The sequence below is a fragment of the Nocardia ninae NBRC 108245 genome, from assembly GCF_007990755.1.
Classification (GTDB): domain Bacteria; phylum Actinomycetota; class Actinomycetes; order Mycobacteriales; family Mycobacteriaceae; genus Nocardia; species Nocardia ninae.
The window spans coordinates 1-16,787 of the sequence record NZ_BJXA01000025.1; the positions used below are offsets into that span (position 1 = coordinate 1).

General features: G+C 67.8%; 12 protein-coding genes. 8 read left to right on the forward strand and 4 right to left on the reverse strand.

Annotated elements, in window-relative coordinates; all coding sequences use genetic code 11:
* The 5 genes from NN4_RS19530 to NN4_RS19550 form a co-directional block, all read left to right on the forward strand.
* On the forward strand, nucleotides 1-1,764 hold a 1,764-nt coding region (locus NN4_RS19530), incomplete at its 5' end, for a LuxR C-terminal-related transcriptional regulator (RefSeq protein ID WP_147133189.1).
* Between the two features lie 48 nt (nucleotides 1,765-1,812).
* Nucleotides 1,813-2,913 carry a hypothetical protein gene (locus NN4_RS19535; protein ID WP_186818514.1) on the forward strand — a complete coding sequence of 367 codons (1,101 nt, stop codon included), beginning with the start codon at nucleotides 1,813-1,815 and terminating at the stop codon, nucleotides 2,911-2,913.
* A gap of 167 nt (nucleotides 2,914-3,080) precedes the next feature.
* The gene (locus tag NN4_RS19540) at nucleotides 3,081-4,439 is read left to right on the forward strand and encodes a S1 family peptidase (protein WP_107653199.1); all 1,359 of its coding nucleotides are present in this window, start codon (nucleotides 3,081-3,083) and stop codon (nucleotides 4,437-4,439) included.
* A gap of 110 nt (nucleotides 4,440-4,549) precedes the next feature.
* Entirely contained in the window at nucleotides 4,550-5,875 is a 1,326-nt protein-coding gene (locus tag NN4_RS19545; protein ID WP_147133192.1) for a S1 family peptidase, read from the forward strand.
* Nucleotides 5,876-6,013: 138 nt separating this feature from the next.
* Nucleotides 6,014-6,901 (forward strand): NRDE family protein, encoded by an 888-nt coding sequence (locus NN4_RS19550; RefSeq protein WP_147133195.1) that lies wholly within the window; start codon nucleotides 6,014-6,016, stop codon nucleotides 6,899-6,901.
* Between the two features lie 56 nt (nucleotides 6,902-6,957).
* Here NN4_RS19550 and NN4_RS19555 read toward each other — a convergent pair whose 3' ends face one another.
* On the reverse strand, nucleotides 6,958-7,668 hold the full coding sequence (locus NN4_RS19555) for a DUF8020 domain-containing protein (RefSeq protein ID WP_147133199.1): 711 nt from the start codon (nucleotides 7,666-7,668) through the stop codon (nucleotides 6,958-6,960).
* A 455-nt stretch (nucleotides 7,669-8,123) separates the two neighbouring features.
* Between NN4_RS19555 and NN4_RS19560 the strand changes: the two genes are divergently transcribed.
* The 3 genes from NN4_RS19560 to NN4_RS19570 all read left to right on the forward strand — a co-directional run bounded on the left by NN4_RS19560 (nucleotide 8,124) and on the right by NN4_RS19570 (nucleotide 13,472).
* Nucleotides 8,124-11,360 (forward strand): (Fe-S)-binding protein, encoded by a 3,237-nt coding sequence (locus NN4_RS19560; protein WP_147133203.1) that lies wholly within the window; start codon nucleotides 8,124-8,126, stop codon nucleotides 11,358-11,360.
* 191 nt (nucleotides 11,361-11,551) lie between these two features.
* A complete protein-coding gene (locus NN4_RS19565; protein WP_246180964.1) occupies nucleotides 11,552-12,460 on the forward strand; it encodes a glycosyltransferase family 2 protein in 909 nt (302 codons plus the stop codon).
* A 256-nt stretch (nucleotides 12,461-12,716) separates the two neighbouring features.
* Complete coding sequence (locus tag NN4_RS19570; protein ID WP_135233886.1) at nucleotides 12,717-13,472, forward strand: lytic polysaccharide monooxygenase; 756 nt, start codon at nucleotides 12,717-12,719, stop codon at nucleotides 13,470-13,472.
* Between the two features lie 61 nt (nucleotides 13,473-13,533).
* On the opposite strand, the gene NN4_RS19575 is transcribed toward NN4_RS19570, so the two are convergent.
* The 3 genes from NN4_RS19575 to NN4_RS19585 all read right to left on the reverse strand — a co-directional run bounded on the left by NN4_RS19575 (nucleotide 13,534) and on the right by NN4_RS19585 (nucleotide 16,671).
* A complete protein-coding gene (locus NN4_RS19575; protein WP_147133206.1) occupies nucleotides 13,534-14,682 on the reverse strand; it encodes an acyl-CoA dehydrogenase family protein in 1,149 nt (382 codons plus the stop codon).
* Nucleotides 14,682-15,911, reverse strand: a complete 1,230-nt coding sequence (locus NN4_RS19580) for an acyl-CoA dehydrogenase family protein (RefSeq protein WP_147133209.1) — start codon at nucleotides 15,909-15,911, stop codon at nucleotides 14,682-14,684. Before NN4_RS19580 ends, NN4_RS19575 begins: the two co-directional genes overlap by 1 nt.
* Nucleotides 15,912-16,134: 223 nt before the next feature.
* Complete coding sequence (locus NN4_RS19585) at nucleotides 16,135-16,671, reverse strand: YdcF family protein (protein WP_147133211.1); 537 nt, start codon at nucleotides 16,669-16,671, stop codon at nucleotides 16,135-16,137.
* Between the last annotated feature and the right edge of the window lie 116 nt (nucleotides 16,672-16,787).

Below are 16,787 nucleotides of genomic sequence, written 5' to 3' on the forward strand. Positions count from 1 at the left end.
GGCGACCGCCGGTTCGTCGCGGTCCAGCGCAAGCTGCTCGGCGCGCGACTCGACGCGGGCCTGCTGCGCGACCACACCGCGCTGCTGCTCGCCGAATCCGGCGTCCGCGACCCGCGACTGGCCGAATTCCTGTCCGCCGCAGCGGAAAAGGCGGGCCGCGAGGCGGTGCGCTACTACGCGGCGGCCGCCGCGACCGGCGCCGACCCCGATCTCATCGCGCTGCGCTGGGCCGATGCGGCGGGCCGCAACGGCGACGGCGAGACGGCCATGCGCCTGGCCGAGCCGGTGCTGGCCCGCTCCGAGGTATCCGGCGCGGACCTCGCCGACGCGGTGCGGATCTGTGCCGCCGCGCTGACCCGGCGCGGCCTGGTCGCCCGTGCGGCGCAACTGTATTCGTGGCTGGGCGCGCAGCGCGTCGGCGCGGATTGGGCCATCGGGGCGACCGTCCTCTCGCTGGCGGGTGACCGGTCCGGCGCCGCGGAGATGTCCGGCTCCGCCACGCAGTGGCCGCCGACCGAGGCCAACGCCCACGCCAGGCTGATCGCCACCGCACTGGCCGGCTCACTGAACGGCCACGGCGATACCGACGAAAGCCGCACTGTGCCAACGCTGGCCGCGAACGGCACGGGCGCGGCGGTCTCCGCGCTGGTCCAGGCCGCACACGCGGACTCCGGCGTCGATCGATTCCTGCCCTGCACAGCGGTTTCCATCGCAACCCTGCTCTGCCTCGGCACCGGCGAGCCACGCCGGGCAGGCGACGCGCTGCGCCGCGCGACGGCCAGCGGCCTGCGCTGCCACCAACTCGAGGTGCTCGCGGCTTGGGTAGCCATGCTGAGCGGTGACGAACGCGCCGCGGCCGCCACGGTCGCCGCGCTCGATCACGACTCGCTCGACGTGCGCGACCGGCTCCTCGCGCACGGTGTCACGGTCGGCCTGGCCCGGCGTACCGGCGATCATGCCGCGCTGGCCAAGGCCTGGCAGGCGGCCTACCTGATGTTCGACGACGTGGAGGCCGACCTGCTCGCGCTGCTCCCGATCGGCGAACTGTGGCTGGCCGGAATCCGAATGCGTGACGAAGGTCGCATCGCGCCCCTGGTCGACTCCGCGCTGGCGCTGCTCCGCCGGTTGCACGAACCGCCCGCCTGGGCCAACGCCTTCCACTGGTACGGCGTGCAGGCCGCGATCCTGCACGAGAGCCCGCAGGAGCTGCTCCCGCATGCCCGGCCGCTCAAGGCCGCGGCCGAAGCGGGCGATCGGCACGCCGCGATCCTCGCCGACGCGGGCCGCACCTGGGTGCTGGTGCTGCGCGGTCAGGTCTCGGCCAAGCCGGTCGAGGCGGCCGTCGCGGGCCTGAGCGAGATCGGCATGACCTGGGACGCCGCCCGGCTGGCCAGCGAGGCGGCCCTCGCCGCCGCCGACGCACCAACCGCGACCGCGCTGCTCAAGCTGGCCCGCACGGTCCGCGCCGACGCCAGGCCGCAGGACCCGATCCGGCCGGCCAGCCCGACGCCGCCGCCGGGCAGCAAGCCCGCCCCCGACCCGGCCGTCGGCGAGCCGACGGCCATCCTCAGTGAACGCGAACGGGAAGTCGCCGAGCTGGTTCTGCTCGGGCTGACCTGCCGCGAGATCGGCGCCCGCCTGTACATTTCCGCCAAGACGGTGGAGCATCATGTCGCCCGTATTCGGCGCCGGATCGGTGCCCGGTCGCGATCGGAGCTATTGTCGATGCTCCGTGCCATGGGACATGGCTCCCTGCTGGTGTGACCAGCGAGTACGGATTCGTCAGCCGGGACGCCGAAGCGAGGTATTGAGATGGCCACAGGGGTGGGCCTGCGCGTCGCCGAGGACAACTGCACGGCGGCGATCGTCACCGACGGCGACGAGGAACCGTTGTTCATCGTCCGCGAGTCGTTGCTGTACATGTCCGACGACGGTGACGCCACGCTCGGCGGACCGCCACCGGACGAGAACGCGCATGCGATCACCGGCTTCGCGCTGGCCGTGGGCGACCCGGCGGGAATCTCCGTCGACGACGGCGAGGCCTATCGCGCCGAGGACCTGGTCGCCACCGCGCTGTTCTGCCTGATCAACCTGACGGCCGATCACCTCAACGGTCCGGCCGAGTTCTACGCGACGCACCCGGGTAACTGGCCGCGCGAATACGTGCAGGCGCTGCGCGACGCCCTGGACTACCTGGGCCTGCGGTCGGTGCTGCTGGTCAGCGAGGCCGAGCTGCCCGGCGCCGAGACCGACACCACGGGCAGCACGTTCGCCTATGACGCCGCCCGCGCCGCGCTGGCCGCGGTGCTCTCCACCCCGGCGGGCAGCACCCCGCCGGATCCGACGCACGCCGAGAATTCGACGGTGGACACCGTCGTCATCCCGGCCGTGCCCGCCTCCGAGCCGACACCCCAGGCGTACTCGGCGGCCATCCCGATGGCCGAACCCGTGGCCACCGAGCAGACCGCGCCGCCGAGCGCACCCGCGCCGCAGGCCGAGCCGGCGAAGGATCGCAAACAACTCCCGCTGCTGATCGGTGCCGCGGCGCTGATCGGCCTCGTGCTCGGCGGCTTCGCGATGGCGGTGCTGTTCCGGGAGGACAGCGAGACGCCGGTGCCGCCGATGCGCGACGCCAAGTCCGATCAGGTGTCGGTGAGCCCGACGCCGCCGCCCGCACCGCCGATCAACTTCCCGACCGTGCCGGTGACGCCGACGACCACCGAGCCGCCGGTCATCACCACCACCCCGCCGCCCCCGCCGGAAACCACCCCTCCGCCGCCGCCCACCACCGAGCCGCCGACCACGACACCGAGCTCGACGGTCCGGCCGCGACCGACCACCACCACACCGCCTTTCCAGCCCCTACCGCAGATTCCGTCGATCCCCGGCCTGGAGATACCGGGCAGTCGGTGATTAAGGAGAGCCCTTCCCCGGTTTGTGCCTTAAAGTGATGCGCTGACCGGTGTTGTCGGATGAATTACAGGCACCCGGTCTGTTGCTGGAGGACGACTGTGAGCCAACGGATTCCAGGGCCGTTGCCGCGGATTGAGCTGGCACGAGCGTGCCGACGAAGGGATTTCATGCGCAAGTTGGTGGCGCGCCGCGCCACGGTCAAAGCTGTCGCCCTCGCTTCGACCGTTTTCCTCGCACCCTTGCTCTGCACGACCACCGCCGCGGCGGCCCCGGAGACACCCGCGCAGCTGACTGCCGACGCGCTGCCGCAGGAACTCGTGCAGGCGATCGCGCGCGACCTGAAGATGACCCCGACGGAATACCTGGACCGTGCGGCCCGCGCCCAGCAGTTACGCGACTACGCCCGCGATTTCCGCTCGGAACGCCCGGACTCCTACGCGGGCGCCTGGATCGGCACCGACGGCAAGCCCGTCGTCGCGGTCACCTCGCTCGACGCCGCCAAGATCGCCGCGGCCGACGGATACCAGACCCGGCTCGCCCCGGTGTCCGCGGACGGTCTGGAAGGCTCACTGGTGCAACTGAATCAGTGGATCACCAGCCTGCCCCGCGAGATCTCCACCGCGATCAACTCCGTCGCCATCGACTTCCTCAACAGCCAACTGGTGCTCAACGTCGCCAACACCCCGGCGGGCCACCTGCTGAACCTGCCGACCCTGATCGCCAACATCAAGGTCATCCTCTCGCCCGGCAGCGGTGGCGCGGTCGAGCGGCGGCCGATGGGTGGCGACACCTACATCAGCGCGCCGATCTCGCTGCACGACGCCTCGCTCAAGGGCGTCGACGTCTGCTCGTTCGGCTTCAACAGCACCGACGCGGCCGGCAACGCGCTGAATATCAGTGCGGGCCACTGCGATCCGAACATCGGCAAGGACTCCCAAGAGGCCACCGTCTACTACCCCAACGTCAAGGACATCCCGAACAGCCCGGAGCTGGGCAGCTTCGTCCAGGCCAAGCTGGGCGGGCAGAGCGCGCTGGACTACTCGGTGATCAAGCTGAACGACCGCGCGATCCGCGCGGGCATGGATCAGCCGACGGTGCGCGGCGCCAACGGCACCACCATCGCCATCACCGGCACCGCCGACCCGATCACCGGTGCGCCGGTGTGCAAGTCCGGGCAGTCGTCCACCTTCACGTGTGGCTTCGTGGTGGCCGATCGGGTGGAGACCCAGCTGTACACCTCCGAAGGCGAGAGCAAGATCGTGCGCGGCTTCGCCAGCTCCGCCTGCACGCTCGGCGGCGACAGCGGCGGTGCGATCGTCTCCGGCACCCTGGCACTCGGTATCACCAGTGGTTCCAACGCGGCCGAGGCGCCGGACTGCAACGAGGCCAATATCGCGCTGGCGCAGTACGGCGGCACGGCGAGCCTCGGCATCCCGATCCGGCCGATCCTGGCCGATATCGACGCTTCCTCGGGCGGCGGACTCGGCAGCGGCATCACGGTGCGGACCCGGCCCAGCGCCGGGTGAGGCACGCCCAGACGCGGTGACGATCGGTATGCCGAAAAAAAGCGACCACCAAACGAACCGGAGCGTCGTTATAAGTAGGCATACCGCGCTGGAGCCCATATAGTCTGGGCATGCTCCTGCCACGTATAGGTCCTCTCCGATCAGCTGCGCGACAGACCCGGGTCCGAAAATCAGTTATCGCCGCTTCGGCGGCGATACTGCTGTTCGGGCCGACGGCGGCAGTAGCGACAGCGCAACCCGATCCGGCCCCTGGTCTGCCCGCCGAACTGGTTGCCGCGGTCGCCCGCGATCTGAAGATCTCCCCGGAGGAGTACCTGCACCGCGCCGACGTGGCCCAGCAGGTCGCCGCGTTCGCCACCACCGCCCAGCGGCAGTACCCGGCGGTCTTCGCCGGTTCGTGGCTCGACGACAACGGCAAGGCGGTCGTCGCGCTGGCCCAGGGTCCCGGTGCCGACGAGGCCCGAACGGCCGCGCAGTCAGCGGGTTTCGAGGTCCGCAACGTGGCCAAGAGCGAGTCCGCGCTGCGCGGTGAGAAGACCGCGTTCCAGCGCTGGCTCGACGGACAGCCCGAGGCGGTGTCGGCCCTCGTGCGTGGCGTGGTGATCGATACGGTCAACAACAGCATCGCGGTGCGCGTCGACAAGCCGGGCCTGCCGATGCCGAACTTCATCGACCCCGCCAGGGTCATCGTGATGGCCCCGCCGGTGGCCGGCGAGCAGGCGACGCTGGAGGCCAGCGAGATCGCCGGCGCGGCGAACGGCGCGCTGGCAGGCGGCGACGGCTACGCCTCGGTCGCCGGACGGCTCTCGCTGCGCTGCTCGCTCGGCTTCAACGGCACCGACCGCAGCGGCAACATCGTGAATGTCACGGCGGGCCACTGCAATCCGGACATCCCGTCGGCGGGCAACGACAACGCCGCCCGGGTGCACGAGCTGAACGGCAACCGGCTCGGCAACGAGCTCGGTCGCTTCGAGAAGTCGGTGCTCGGCTCGCAGGACTACTCGATCGTCCGGATCGCCGACCAGTCGCGAGATCGCTTCGGCAACAACGAGGTCCGGGTGCCCGGCGCCGCGTCGATCCGCATCGACGGCGTGGCCACCCCGGTCGTCGGCGCCCCGGTCTGCAAGTCCGGTTCGCGGACCGGCTTCAGCTGCGGCGTGGTGAACGCGGTCGACCAGACCGTGCAGGTCGGCGAGCGGGAGCTCACCCAGGCCTTCTCGGCCAACATCTGCGCGCTGCCCGGCGACAGCGGTGGCCCGATCGTCACCGGCAGGCTGGCCCTCGGCATCTCCAGTGCCTCGTCGGTGGCCGACTACCCGATCTGCGAGATCCCCAACCTGATCGGTGCGCTCACCGGCAACACGCCGCAGCTGTTCGCACAGCCGGTCAGCGTGGTGCTCTCGGACAACCCCGGGCTGCGGATTCGCACCAACTAGTCCGCACCATCGTCAAGGCCGACAGCGTTGCGCTGTCGGCCTTTTCGCTGTCCTGGGCACGTTTCCACTGGCCTTACACGGCCCTTTCCGCCACCGATGCGGTGCTGCGCCGGGCACCGGTGCGGCATTCTGGACAGCATGTGTCTGGTGTTGATCGGGTGGCGGGCTCATCCGGAGTATCGATTGATCGTCGCGGCCAACCGCGACGAGTTCTACTCCCGGACGACCGAGTCCATGCGGTGGTGGCCGGAGGTGCCCGGTCTGCTCGCCGGGCGCGATCAGGGCGCGAAGAACAAGGCCGCGGACGACCCGCCGGGCACCTGGCTCGGGTTGACCCGAGAGGGCAAGGGCCGCAACCGATTCGCCACGGTGACGAATGTGCGTGACCCGAAGGGCGAGCGTGGCGATGCCCGGTCCCGCGGCGCGCTGCTGATGGATTTTCTGCGAGGAGTCTCGGAACGCCATCCCAGTGGCGACTTCCCGGGCCCGGAGAAGTACGTGCTCGACGTCGCGGCCGCGCCGGACGACTACAACGGTTACAACCTGGTGGTGTCCGACCTGGAATCGCTGTGGTGGCATTCCAATCGCAGCGCCGCGCCGCCGCGCGAGCTGCTCCCCGGCTTCCACGGCCTCTCCAACGGTACGTTCGTGAGCTCGGCAGGGCTGAGTCCCGGTAGCCCCGATTTAACCGCCCCACAGCCCATCTGGCCCAAAGTACGGTGCGGCGTGACCGAGCTGCGGTCGGTGGTGGAGTCCGACCCCGGTGCCGTGGACCGCTATTTCGCGGTGCTGGCCGATCGTGCCAAGGCCGCTGACGAGGAGTTGCCGAACACGGGGGTGCCGCATCTGCTGGAGCGGCGACTGTCGTCCAGGTTCATCGCCGACGGCGTGCACGGCACCCGGGCGAGCACCGTGCTGCTGGTGCGTGAGGACGGCTCGTTCGTCATGGCGGAGCGATCTTTCGGGCGGTTCGGCAGACGCCGGGGCGCGGTGTCGTTCGACGGCACGCTGGACCTGCCCGCCTGAAACGCGAAACGGGCCCGCTTCTCCGTGGAGAAACGGGCCCGTTCGAGCAGTGGATGCTACTTCGGCGGAAGCGGCTTGTCCGCCCACTTGGTGGTGCCGTCCGGAGCCTGGATGGTGTTCAGCAGCTCCACACCAGCGGCGATCAGGGTCGGACCGCCGACGGCGATGGTGCCGAGGATGCCACCGACACCCGCGCCGGTGAGCAGACCCGGGATGCAGCCGACCGGGAGGGTGATGACGCAACCGATGATGGCGCCGATCGCGGTGCCGACGAAGCCACCGATCGCGGTGGCGATACCGAAGTTGCTGGCGAATTCGTTCTGCGCGCGCTGGTTTTCGATCGGCGACGCGATGTCCTGCGCGACAACCGGCTTGGCGGCGACCGGCGTGGCGGACACGACGAGGCCTTCCGGCTTCTGCGGGGTGACCTCGAGAACGGCGCCGTCGTTCTTCACCTCGGTCTTGACCGGAACGAGCTTGCCGTCGACGTCCACTTCGAGCGGGAACGAGACCAGGGTGTTGCCCTTGTCGTCGCGGACGTTGGCGATGCTGGACTTCGGATCTTCAGCGGTAGCGCCTGCCTTCTCTTCGACCGAGAAGGTTCCCCCCTTGAGCGACGCGACGATCGTCTTGTCCACCAGCTTGACGGAGTAGTTGATGCCGGGGTCGGCCGCAGCGGCGACAGGCTCGGCATGCGCGGTCCCAAGACCGATGGTCATCGCGCCGATGACCAACGCGGCACCCGCGGTGGTTCTGCGGAGGTTCATTCAGTTTCCAATCCATCATCAGGTCGCCTACCAGCCGATCCCCAGCACGCGAGAGCGCTCTTCATCAAATCCGGGCGGTCGCCCCGGATCCTCCCCGAGCAGTGTGAAGACAGGCACAGCAGACAGAACGTCGTGAGCGTAAACCAAGCACGACGGAGAAGCGAGATGCATTACGCGACTTGAGGACTAAGCCTGTCCTTACCGAGAAGGCCGGGGGCCTCGACGTTTACGGTGTTGATCACCTGAACTCGCCCTTGTATCGGCAAACCTTGTGTGATGTTCATCACAGGTAAATTTTGAGTCAAGCCCCAGCAAGAGGGGGCATAGCTCAGGTGCAGATCGTACGACAAGTAGCATATGTTACCGGTGGGTAACTTACTGCCGGTTAGGATACGAGCCAATCGGGCGGTGCCGAACCGCCCTCGCTCGTGTTGCCTCTAGAGAAAGGTCGCGACATGAATGCCCTGACAGTGACGCTGGGCACGATTGGGGCGACGCTCAGCCTCTTGTGTTGGGCGTCGTTCATCGGCGGCGTCCGGGACATCGTCCGCGCCATCATGATCGGACAGCCCGCACCGGATCGCTGGCGACCGTTCTTCCCGCGCTTCAAGCAAATGGTCATCGAGTTCCTCGCGCACACCAGGATGGCCAAGTTCCGCACCGTCGGCTGGGCGCACTGGCTGGTGATGATCGGCTTCATGGGTGGCGCCATCCTGTGGTTCGAGGCCTACGGTCAGACCTTCGACCCCGCCTTCCACTGGCCGATCATCGGCAACTGGGCGATCTACCACCTGTGGGACGAGATCCTCGGCATCGGCACGGTGCTCGGCATCGGCACGCTGATCGTCATCCGCCAGCTGAACCACCCGCGACTGCCCGAGCGGCTGTCCCGCTTCAGCGGCTCGAAGTTCGGTCCCGCGTATGTGATCGAGCTGATCGTGCTGATCGAGGGCCTCGGCATGATCTTCGTGAAGGCGGGCAAGATCGCCGCCTACGGCCACGCGAACCCCGCGACCGACTTCTTCACCATGCAGGTGGCCAAGCTGCTGCCCGCGAACACCACCATGGTGGCGCTGTTCGCCTTCGTGAAACTGATGTCCGGCATGGCCTTCCTCTACCTGGTCGGCCGCAACATCACCTGGGGTGTGGCGTGGCACCGGTTCTCGGCCTTCTTCAACATCTACTTCAAGCGTGAAGACGACGGCGGCGTCGCACTCGGCGCGGCCAAGCCGATGATGTCCAAGGGTCAGCCGGTCGACATGGAGACCGCCGACCCGGACAACGACACCTTCGGCGCCGGCCGGATCGAGGACTTCTCCTGGAAGGGCTGGCTCGACTTCACCACCTGCACCGAATGCGGTCGGTGCCAGTCGCAGTGCCCCGCCTGGAACACCGGCAAGCCGCTCTCGCCCAAGCTGCTGATCATGTCGCTGCGCGACCACGGCAACGCGAAGGCGCCCTACCTGCTGGCCGGCGGCCGCAAGGACATGGGCGGCGACGAGGTCGGCCTGGTCGACGCCGAGGGCAAGCCGAACGAGGCTGCGCTGGCGAAGATCTCCGACGCCGCGAAGGCCGAGGCCGAGCGTCCACTGGTCGGCGACCTCGAGGCCAACGGCATCATCGACCCCGAGGTGCTGTGGTCGTGCACCACCTGTGGCGCCTGCGTCGAGCAGTGCCCGGTCGACATCGAGCACGTCGACCACATCATCGACATGCGCCGCTACCAGGTGCTCATCGAGTCGGAGTTCCCGTCCGAGCTCGCCGGTCTGTTCAAGAACCTGGAGAACAAGGGCAACCCGTGGGGTCAGAACTCCAAGGATCGGCTCAACTGGATCAACGAGGTCGACTTCCAGATCCCGGTTTTCGGGCAGGACGCCGATAGCTTCGACGGCTACGACTACCTGTTCTGGGTGGGTTGCGCCGGTGCCTACGAGGACCGCGCGAAGAAGACCACCAAGGCGGTCGCCGAGCTGCTCGCCACCGCAGGCGTGAAGTTCATGGTGCTCGGCGCCGAGGAGACCTGCACCGGTGACTCGGCCCGGCGCGCGGGCAATGAGTTCCTGTTCCAGCAGCTCGCCGCGCAGAACATCGAGACGCTGAACTCGGTGTTCGAGGGTGTCGAGGACAAGAAGAAGAAGATCGTCGTCACCTGTGCGCACTGCTTCAACGCGCTCAACAACGAGTACCCGCAGGTGGGTGGCTCTTACGAGGTGGTGCACCACACGCAGCTGCTGAACCGCCTGGTGCGCCAGAAGCAGCTGATCCCGGTCGCCTCGGTGTCGCAGAACGTCACCTACCACGACCCCTGCTACCTGGGCAGGCACAACAAGGTCTACAACGCACCGCGCGAACTGATGGAAGCCTCGGGCTCCACGCTGATCGAGATGCCGCGCCACGGCGAACGTTCCATGTGCTGTGGCGCCGGTGGTGCGCGCATGTGGATGGAGGAGCAGCTCGGTAAGCGGATCAACGTCGACCGGGTCGACGAGGGCTTGAACACTCTCGCTGCGAACCCGGGCAGCACGCCCGGCAAGATCGCGACCGGCTGCCCGTTCTGCCGCGTCATGCTCAACGACGGCGTCACCGCCGCGCAGGAGAAAGGCGCGGGTGAAGGAGTCGAGGTCGTCGATGTCGCGCAGCTGATGCTGGACGCCATCGACCGGGTCGACGCGGCGAAGCTCACCGAGAACCTCACCGTCGTGCAGCAGCCGAAAGCTCCTGCGGTCGAAGAGGTCGCCGAGCCTGAGCCGGAGCCGGAGGTCGAGACACCGGCGGCTGCGAAGGCGGCACCGGCCGGTGGTGGACTTGCGATGAAGGGCCCGGCGAAGGCGCCCGGTGGTGGGCTCGGCATGAAGGGCGCTGCCAAGGCGCCTGGAGCCAAGGCGGAATCCCCGGCAACCGAAGCGGAGTCGACGCCGGAGGCACCGGTCAAGGGCCTGGCCATGAAGGGTCCGGCGAAGAAGCCGGGTGGACTCGGTATGAAGGGCGCTGCCAAGGCGCCTGGAGCCAAGGCGGAAGCCCCGGCAACCGAAGCGGAGTCGACGCCGGAGGCACCGGCCGCACCGGTCAAGGGCCTGGCTATGAAGGGTCCGGGGAAGAAGCCGGGCGGGCTCGGCATGAAGGGCGCTGCCAAGGCGCCCGGGGCCAAGGCCGCATCGGCTCCGGCCGCCGAATCCGCGCCTGCGGCAGAGTCTTCCGCGGCGGAATCCGCGGCTGAGGCGCCCGCTCCCAAGCCCGTCAAGGGTCTGGGGATGAAGGGTGTTGCGAAGGCGCCGGGTGCTAAAGCGCCGGGTGCGAAGGCACCCGGAACGAAGGCACCGGCAGCGCCTGCTTCGGCGGAAGCTGCTTCTGCCGAGACCGACGCTGCTTCGGAAAGTGCTGCTGCCGAACCGGTTTCGCAGCCCACCGAAACCAAGCCGACGGTGCCCGCCAAGGGTCTGGCCATGAAGTCCGGCTTCAAGCGTCCCGGGCCCAAGGCACCGGGTGCTCCGGCGGCCGCACCCGCGGCTCCGGCGGAGTCGGCCCCGGCACCCGCAGCCGAGCCTGCGGCGGAATCCACTGGGGCAGAATCGGCTTCGGAGTCGGAGCAGCCCGCCAACGGCAACGGTTCCCCTGCGGCCGCTCCCCCGGCGGCCAAGCCGGGTGGCCTCGGTTTCAAGTCCGGCGCGAAGGCTCCCGGCCGGAAGAACTGACCGCCCTAACTGAATAGGCCTTCCGATCGACCCGGGTCCGCACGTCGGACCCGGGTCGATCTGTGTCCGACGCCGCAAAACTTGACCAAGCGACCACTTTGCAAAAATACGTCCTACTATTACGCTCCTCTCGAAGGTGATCTTGGGGGATCGGGAGTTCTTCCATGGACTGATAAATAAGGGGGGGGCGTGTGTCGACGTCTGAGAACGGTGCCGAAGCCGACAGACCGATGCTGGTGTCGGTGGTGATCCCGGTGTTCAACGGGCTACCCGATCTGGGCGAACAGCTCGAAGGGCTTGCCGAGCAAGATTATTCGGGGCCGTTCGAGGTGATCATCAGCGACAACGGCTCGACCGACGGCCTGCGCGCATACCTCGACAGGCATCCGCTGACCGACCGGCTTCGCTTGCGCCACATAGACAGTTCCGCGAGTCCGGGCGGTCCGTACGCCCGCAACGCGGGGACCGCCGCGGCGACGGGTGATTTCATCGCCTACACCGATCAAGACGATCGCGTGCACGCCGGATGGCTCAGCGCGCTGGTCCACGCGGCCGCGGACTACGACGCGGTCGGCGGCCCGATCGAAACCGAGACGCTCAACAGCTCCGAGGTGGCGGCCTGGCGGCCGACGCCCGAACCGGAGCAGCGGTTCACCACGCAGTATCTGCCGTTCGCCCATGGAAACAATATCGGCATGTGGCGCAAGACTTTCGACAAGCTCGGCGGCTACGACGAGACCATGCTCGGCGGCGGCGACGACGTCGATATCTCCTGGCGCATCCAGCAGGCCGGACTCACCCTCGGGCACGCACCCGAGGCGATGGTCGCCTACCGGCTGCGCACGACACTGCGCGCCACTTGGCGCCAGGCGGTCGGCTATGGGCGCACCTCAACCGAGGTCTACGTCAAACATCGCCCGCTCGGCTGCCGGCGATTGCCACTCTCGATGACCTGGCTGGCACTGCTGATCGTGCTGCGGCACAATCCGCTGATTCCGTTGACGCGCACGCGAATTCCTACCGGGCTGTGGGTATTGCACGCCGGTGTGCTGGTGGGGCGGATCCGCGCCAGCGTGCGGCATCGCACTTTCTACGTGTAGCGCGACTGGGGAAGTACTGGGGACAACCTGGCCGAATTGTGCAGGTTCACCAGTTCCCTTATGGCGCTATCGATCCCGGCGCTCAAACCCGCGATACGTCAACATACTTGCTGCTACAGCGCGCCTTGTTCCTTGCTCCGCGTCCACGGGCGACTTATCGTTTCTTGCACATTAGAGCTCGAAATGTCCCCGTTTACGTCACATTTGATCACTGATCAGTACGCCGGCCCCTACTGCTCAGGCTATGAGGAGCGCCATGAAGAATCAAAGAAGACTCACCATGTTCGGGGCCGCGGTAGCAATCGCACCCCTGTTGGCGGTTCTGTTCCCGGCCGGAACAGCCAGCGCGCACGGCTACATTTCATCGCCGGCCAGCAGGCAGGCCCAGTGCGCGGCAGGCAGCGTGTCCTGCGGTCCGATCAAGTACGAACCGCAGAGCGTCGAAGGACCGAAAGGCCTGCGCAACTGCCACGGCAACAACGCCCAGTTCGCCGAACTCAACGACGACAGCAAGCCGTGGAAGGTGCATTCCGTCGGTTCGTCGGCGTCGTTCACCTGGACGAACACCGCGCGGCACAGCACCTCCAACTGGGAGTACTACATCGGCGGCACCCGGGTCGGTGTCTTCCCCGGCAACAATCAGCAGCCGGGCCAAACTGTCACGCACAACGTGAATTTCGGCGGCATCTCCGGACGCCAGAAGATGCTGGCCATCTGGAACATCGCCGATACCGCCAACGCCTTCTACGCCTGCGTCGATCTGAACATCGGCGGTGGCTCGAACCCGACCACCACCACGGTGCCGCCGACCACCACCACGACGACACCGCCGACCACCACGGTGCCGCCGACCACCACCCCGCCCACCGGCCGGCAGTGGGCCGTGGGCACCAGCTACGCAGCCGGCAACGAAGTCGCCTACGACGGCGCCCGCTACCTGTGCCGCCAAGCACACACCGCGAGCCCCGGCTGGGAACCCCCGAACACCCCCGCCCTATGGCAAAAGCTCTGAGCTGACGCAGCTGTCCCGGACCTCGACGCCGAGGCCCGGGACAGCCGCGTGTCCGCCAGGACTACGGCCGGGTCAGGGCTGCGTATTTGGCCAGGTGGTGGTCGCTTGGGCCGAATTCGTGTTCGATGGCGGTGAGGCGTTTGAAGTAGTGGCCGATGGCGAGTTCTTCGGTCATGCCCATGGCGCCGTGTAGTTGGACGGCGTTCTGGCCGATGAAGCGGGCGGCGCGGGCGATGGTGACCTTGGCGGCGGAGACGGCGCGGGCGCGGGTGGGGGTGTCCGCGTCGAGGGAGTAGATCGCCAGGTAGACGGCGGCGATGGCTTGCTCGAGTTCCATGTACATGTCGACCATGCGGTGTTGCAGCACTTGGAAGCTGCCGATGGGCTGGCCGAACTGCTTGCGCTGCTTGACGTATTCGAGGGTGTCGGCGAGTACTTTGCGCAGGCAGCCGACGGCCTCGGCGGCGGTGGCGGCGATGGCCTCGTCCACCGTCGGTTCGATGGCGACCCAGGCGGTGCCCTCGACGCCGAGCAATGCGTCGGCGGGCAGGCGGAAGTCGGTGAAGACGAGGTCGGCCGCGACGCGGTCATCGATGGTCCGGTACGAGTGCACCCCGACGCCTGCCGGTGGGCTGTCGGCGTCGAATGCGGTGTGGAACAACGAGATACCGCGTTGGTCGCGGCGATTGCCCGCGGTGCGTGCGGTGATCAACAGGTGGGTCGCCAACGGCGCGCTGGTCACTACCGTCTTGGTGCCGTCGAGCACCCACGAATCACCGTCGCGCCGTGCGGCGGTCGACACGTCGTGCAGGGTGTGGCCCGAAGTCGGTTCCAGCGCAGCGAAAGCGGTGCGCACGTCGCCGGACACGATCTGCCGCAACAACGCGTCGGCTTGCTCGCCGCCGGACCGGTTCAACAGCCCGGCGCCGATCACCACCGTGTCCACGAACGGCTCGACGACCAGTGCCCGGCCGAGTTCCTCGGCGATCACCATCAATTCGACCGGGCCGCCGCCCATCCCGTCGACCCGCTCGGGCAGGGTCGCGCCCAGAATGCCGAGCTCGTCGGCGAATCCGCGCCACACGGCGGGCTGCCAGCCCGCGCCCATCTTGGCCGCATGGCGGCTCTTCGCCAGGTCGTAGCGGGCGCCGAGGAATCCGGCGATCGCGGTGCGGAGCAGTTCCTGCTCATGGGTAAGGGTGAAGTCCATCAGAGCCCCAATGCTGCTTTGGCGAGGATGTTTCGCTGAATTTCGTTGCTGCCGGCGTAGATCGAGCCTGCCCGGTCGTTGAAGTAGCGCAGCGGCGCGACGGCCTGCCATTCCGCGCCGCTGCGGTAATCGTCGGCGGGCGGGGTGAACTCCGCGATCGGCCCGCCGGGCGCGGTGGCGTGCGGCTGGTACACCCGGCCGCGCGGACCGGCGGCGGTCAAGGCCAGCTCGGTCAATTTCTGACTCAGCTCGGTGGCCAGAATCTTCAGCATCGAGGAGGCCGGTCCCGGATTCTCACCGCGCGACATCGCCGAAATCGTGCGGTACTCCAGGATTTCGAGCACCTCGGTGCGAATCCGCGCCTCGGCGAGTTTCGCCGCGAACGCCGGATCATCGATCAGCGAATTACCGTCCGGGCCGGTTTGTTCCGCTGCGTCGACCGCGATTTCCTGCGCCATCGCCTGCAGGTACGGCGCCATCGCCCCACCACGCTCGTGCACGAGCAGGTATTTCGCGACCGTCCACCCCTCGTCGATCCGGCCGAGCACGTTGCTCTTCGGCACCCGGACATTGTCGAAGAAGACCTGGTTCTGCACCTGTTCGCCGGAGGTCATCACCAGCGGCCGGATCTCGATGCCCGGCGTGCGCATATCGATCAGCAGGAAGGTGATGCCCTGCTGCTTCTTGCCCGTGCGCGAGGTTCGCACGAGGCAGAAGATCCAATTCGCCTCGGTCGCATGGGTGGTCCAGATCTTGCTACCCGTGCACACGAGGTCGTCGCCGTCCTCGACGGCCGCCATGGTCAGCGACGCCAGATCGGACCCGGCCTCCGGCTCCGAATAACCCTGGCAGAAAAAGACTTCGCCGGTCAGGATCCGCGGCAGATAGAACGCCTTCTGCTCCGGCGTCCCATACGCGATGATCGCGTGCGCCACCATCTTGATCCCCATCGGCGACAACGCGGGCGCCCCCGCCAGCGTCGACTCCCGGGTGAAGATGTAGTGCTGGGTCAAACTCCAATCGCACCCGCCGTACTGCACCGGCCACGCGGGCGCAGCCCACCCTCGCTCATGCAGAATCCGCTGCCACGCCATGCTCGCCTCGTGGTCCGGATACACGCTGGTCGCCAGCCGCCCCGCCCGCCGCAACTCCGGCGTCAGCTTCGCCGCCAGAAACTCGCGCACCTCGTCCCGAAATGCCAAATCCGCCGCTGACCAGTCGTAATCCATCTGCCCTCCCGGAGGGTGTGCGCCTTGCGTCGCGTCCGGCAGGCGGTGCGAAGCGAGACAGAACAAAGTCGTGTCTCCCGCACTGTAGCAAAACTGATGTCAGGTGCCAGCACTTGCCGAGTGGCATTGACGTCAGCCGTTGGGCTGCCGACAAGCGCGGATCACGCCTGCCCTGATGCAGTCGAGGTTCGCAGGGCTGGGCGGGACGGCACCGAGGATGCGGTCAGCAATCCTCGACCGCGGCCTTGACGTAGCCGACGGACTGATAGAGGTAGTCGTAGGCCCAGCGCAGCACCGACAGCCGGGGTTCGGGGTCGACGAAGAGAAGGTCACCGGCCCAGCACTTTCCGAGGATGTAGCGGGCGCGGGATATGTGCGGGGTGAAGGTGACGACGATGACGCGCCGCCAACCGCCTTCCCGGGCCAGGCGAGCGAGTTCGCGTCCTTCGCCCCTGGTGGTTCTAGGCGAAGGATCGAAACAGATCACCTCGAAGCTGTAGCTACCGCGGCAGATTCGGTTGATCATGACGCTGTTCTCGTACGGGTCGGAGATCAGGACTCGCGGGGCGAACCCCTCGGCGGCCAGTCGAAGGCCCAGCTGTTCACGTCCATCGTGCGCTCCGCCGAGGACGAGAACGGCGTCGGCCGTGGCCGGGGGATCGGTGCGTGGACGGACGTAGACGGGCCAGAGGGCGAACCCTGCGACAGCGAGCACGACGACGAGGACCAGGCAGGCCCGGACCCATCGGCGACGTCGCATCCGATCAATGCTAGCGATATCTTCGCAGGTCAGGGCCGCCAGTACAGGATCTGTCGCCACATGTACACCTACCGTTGCCGTGACCCTTGCCTCGGTGACGTGGCGCGGCCACCGGC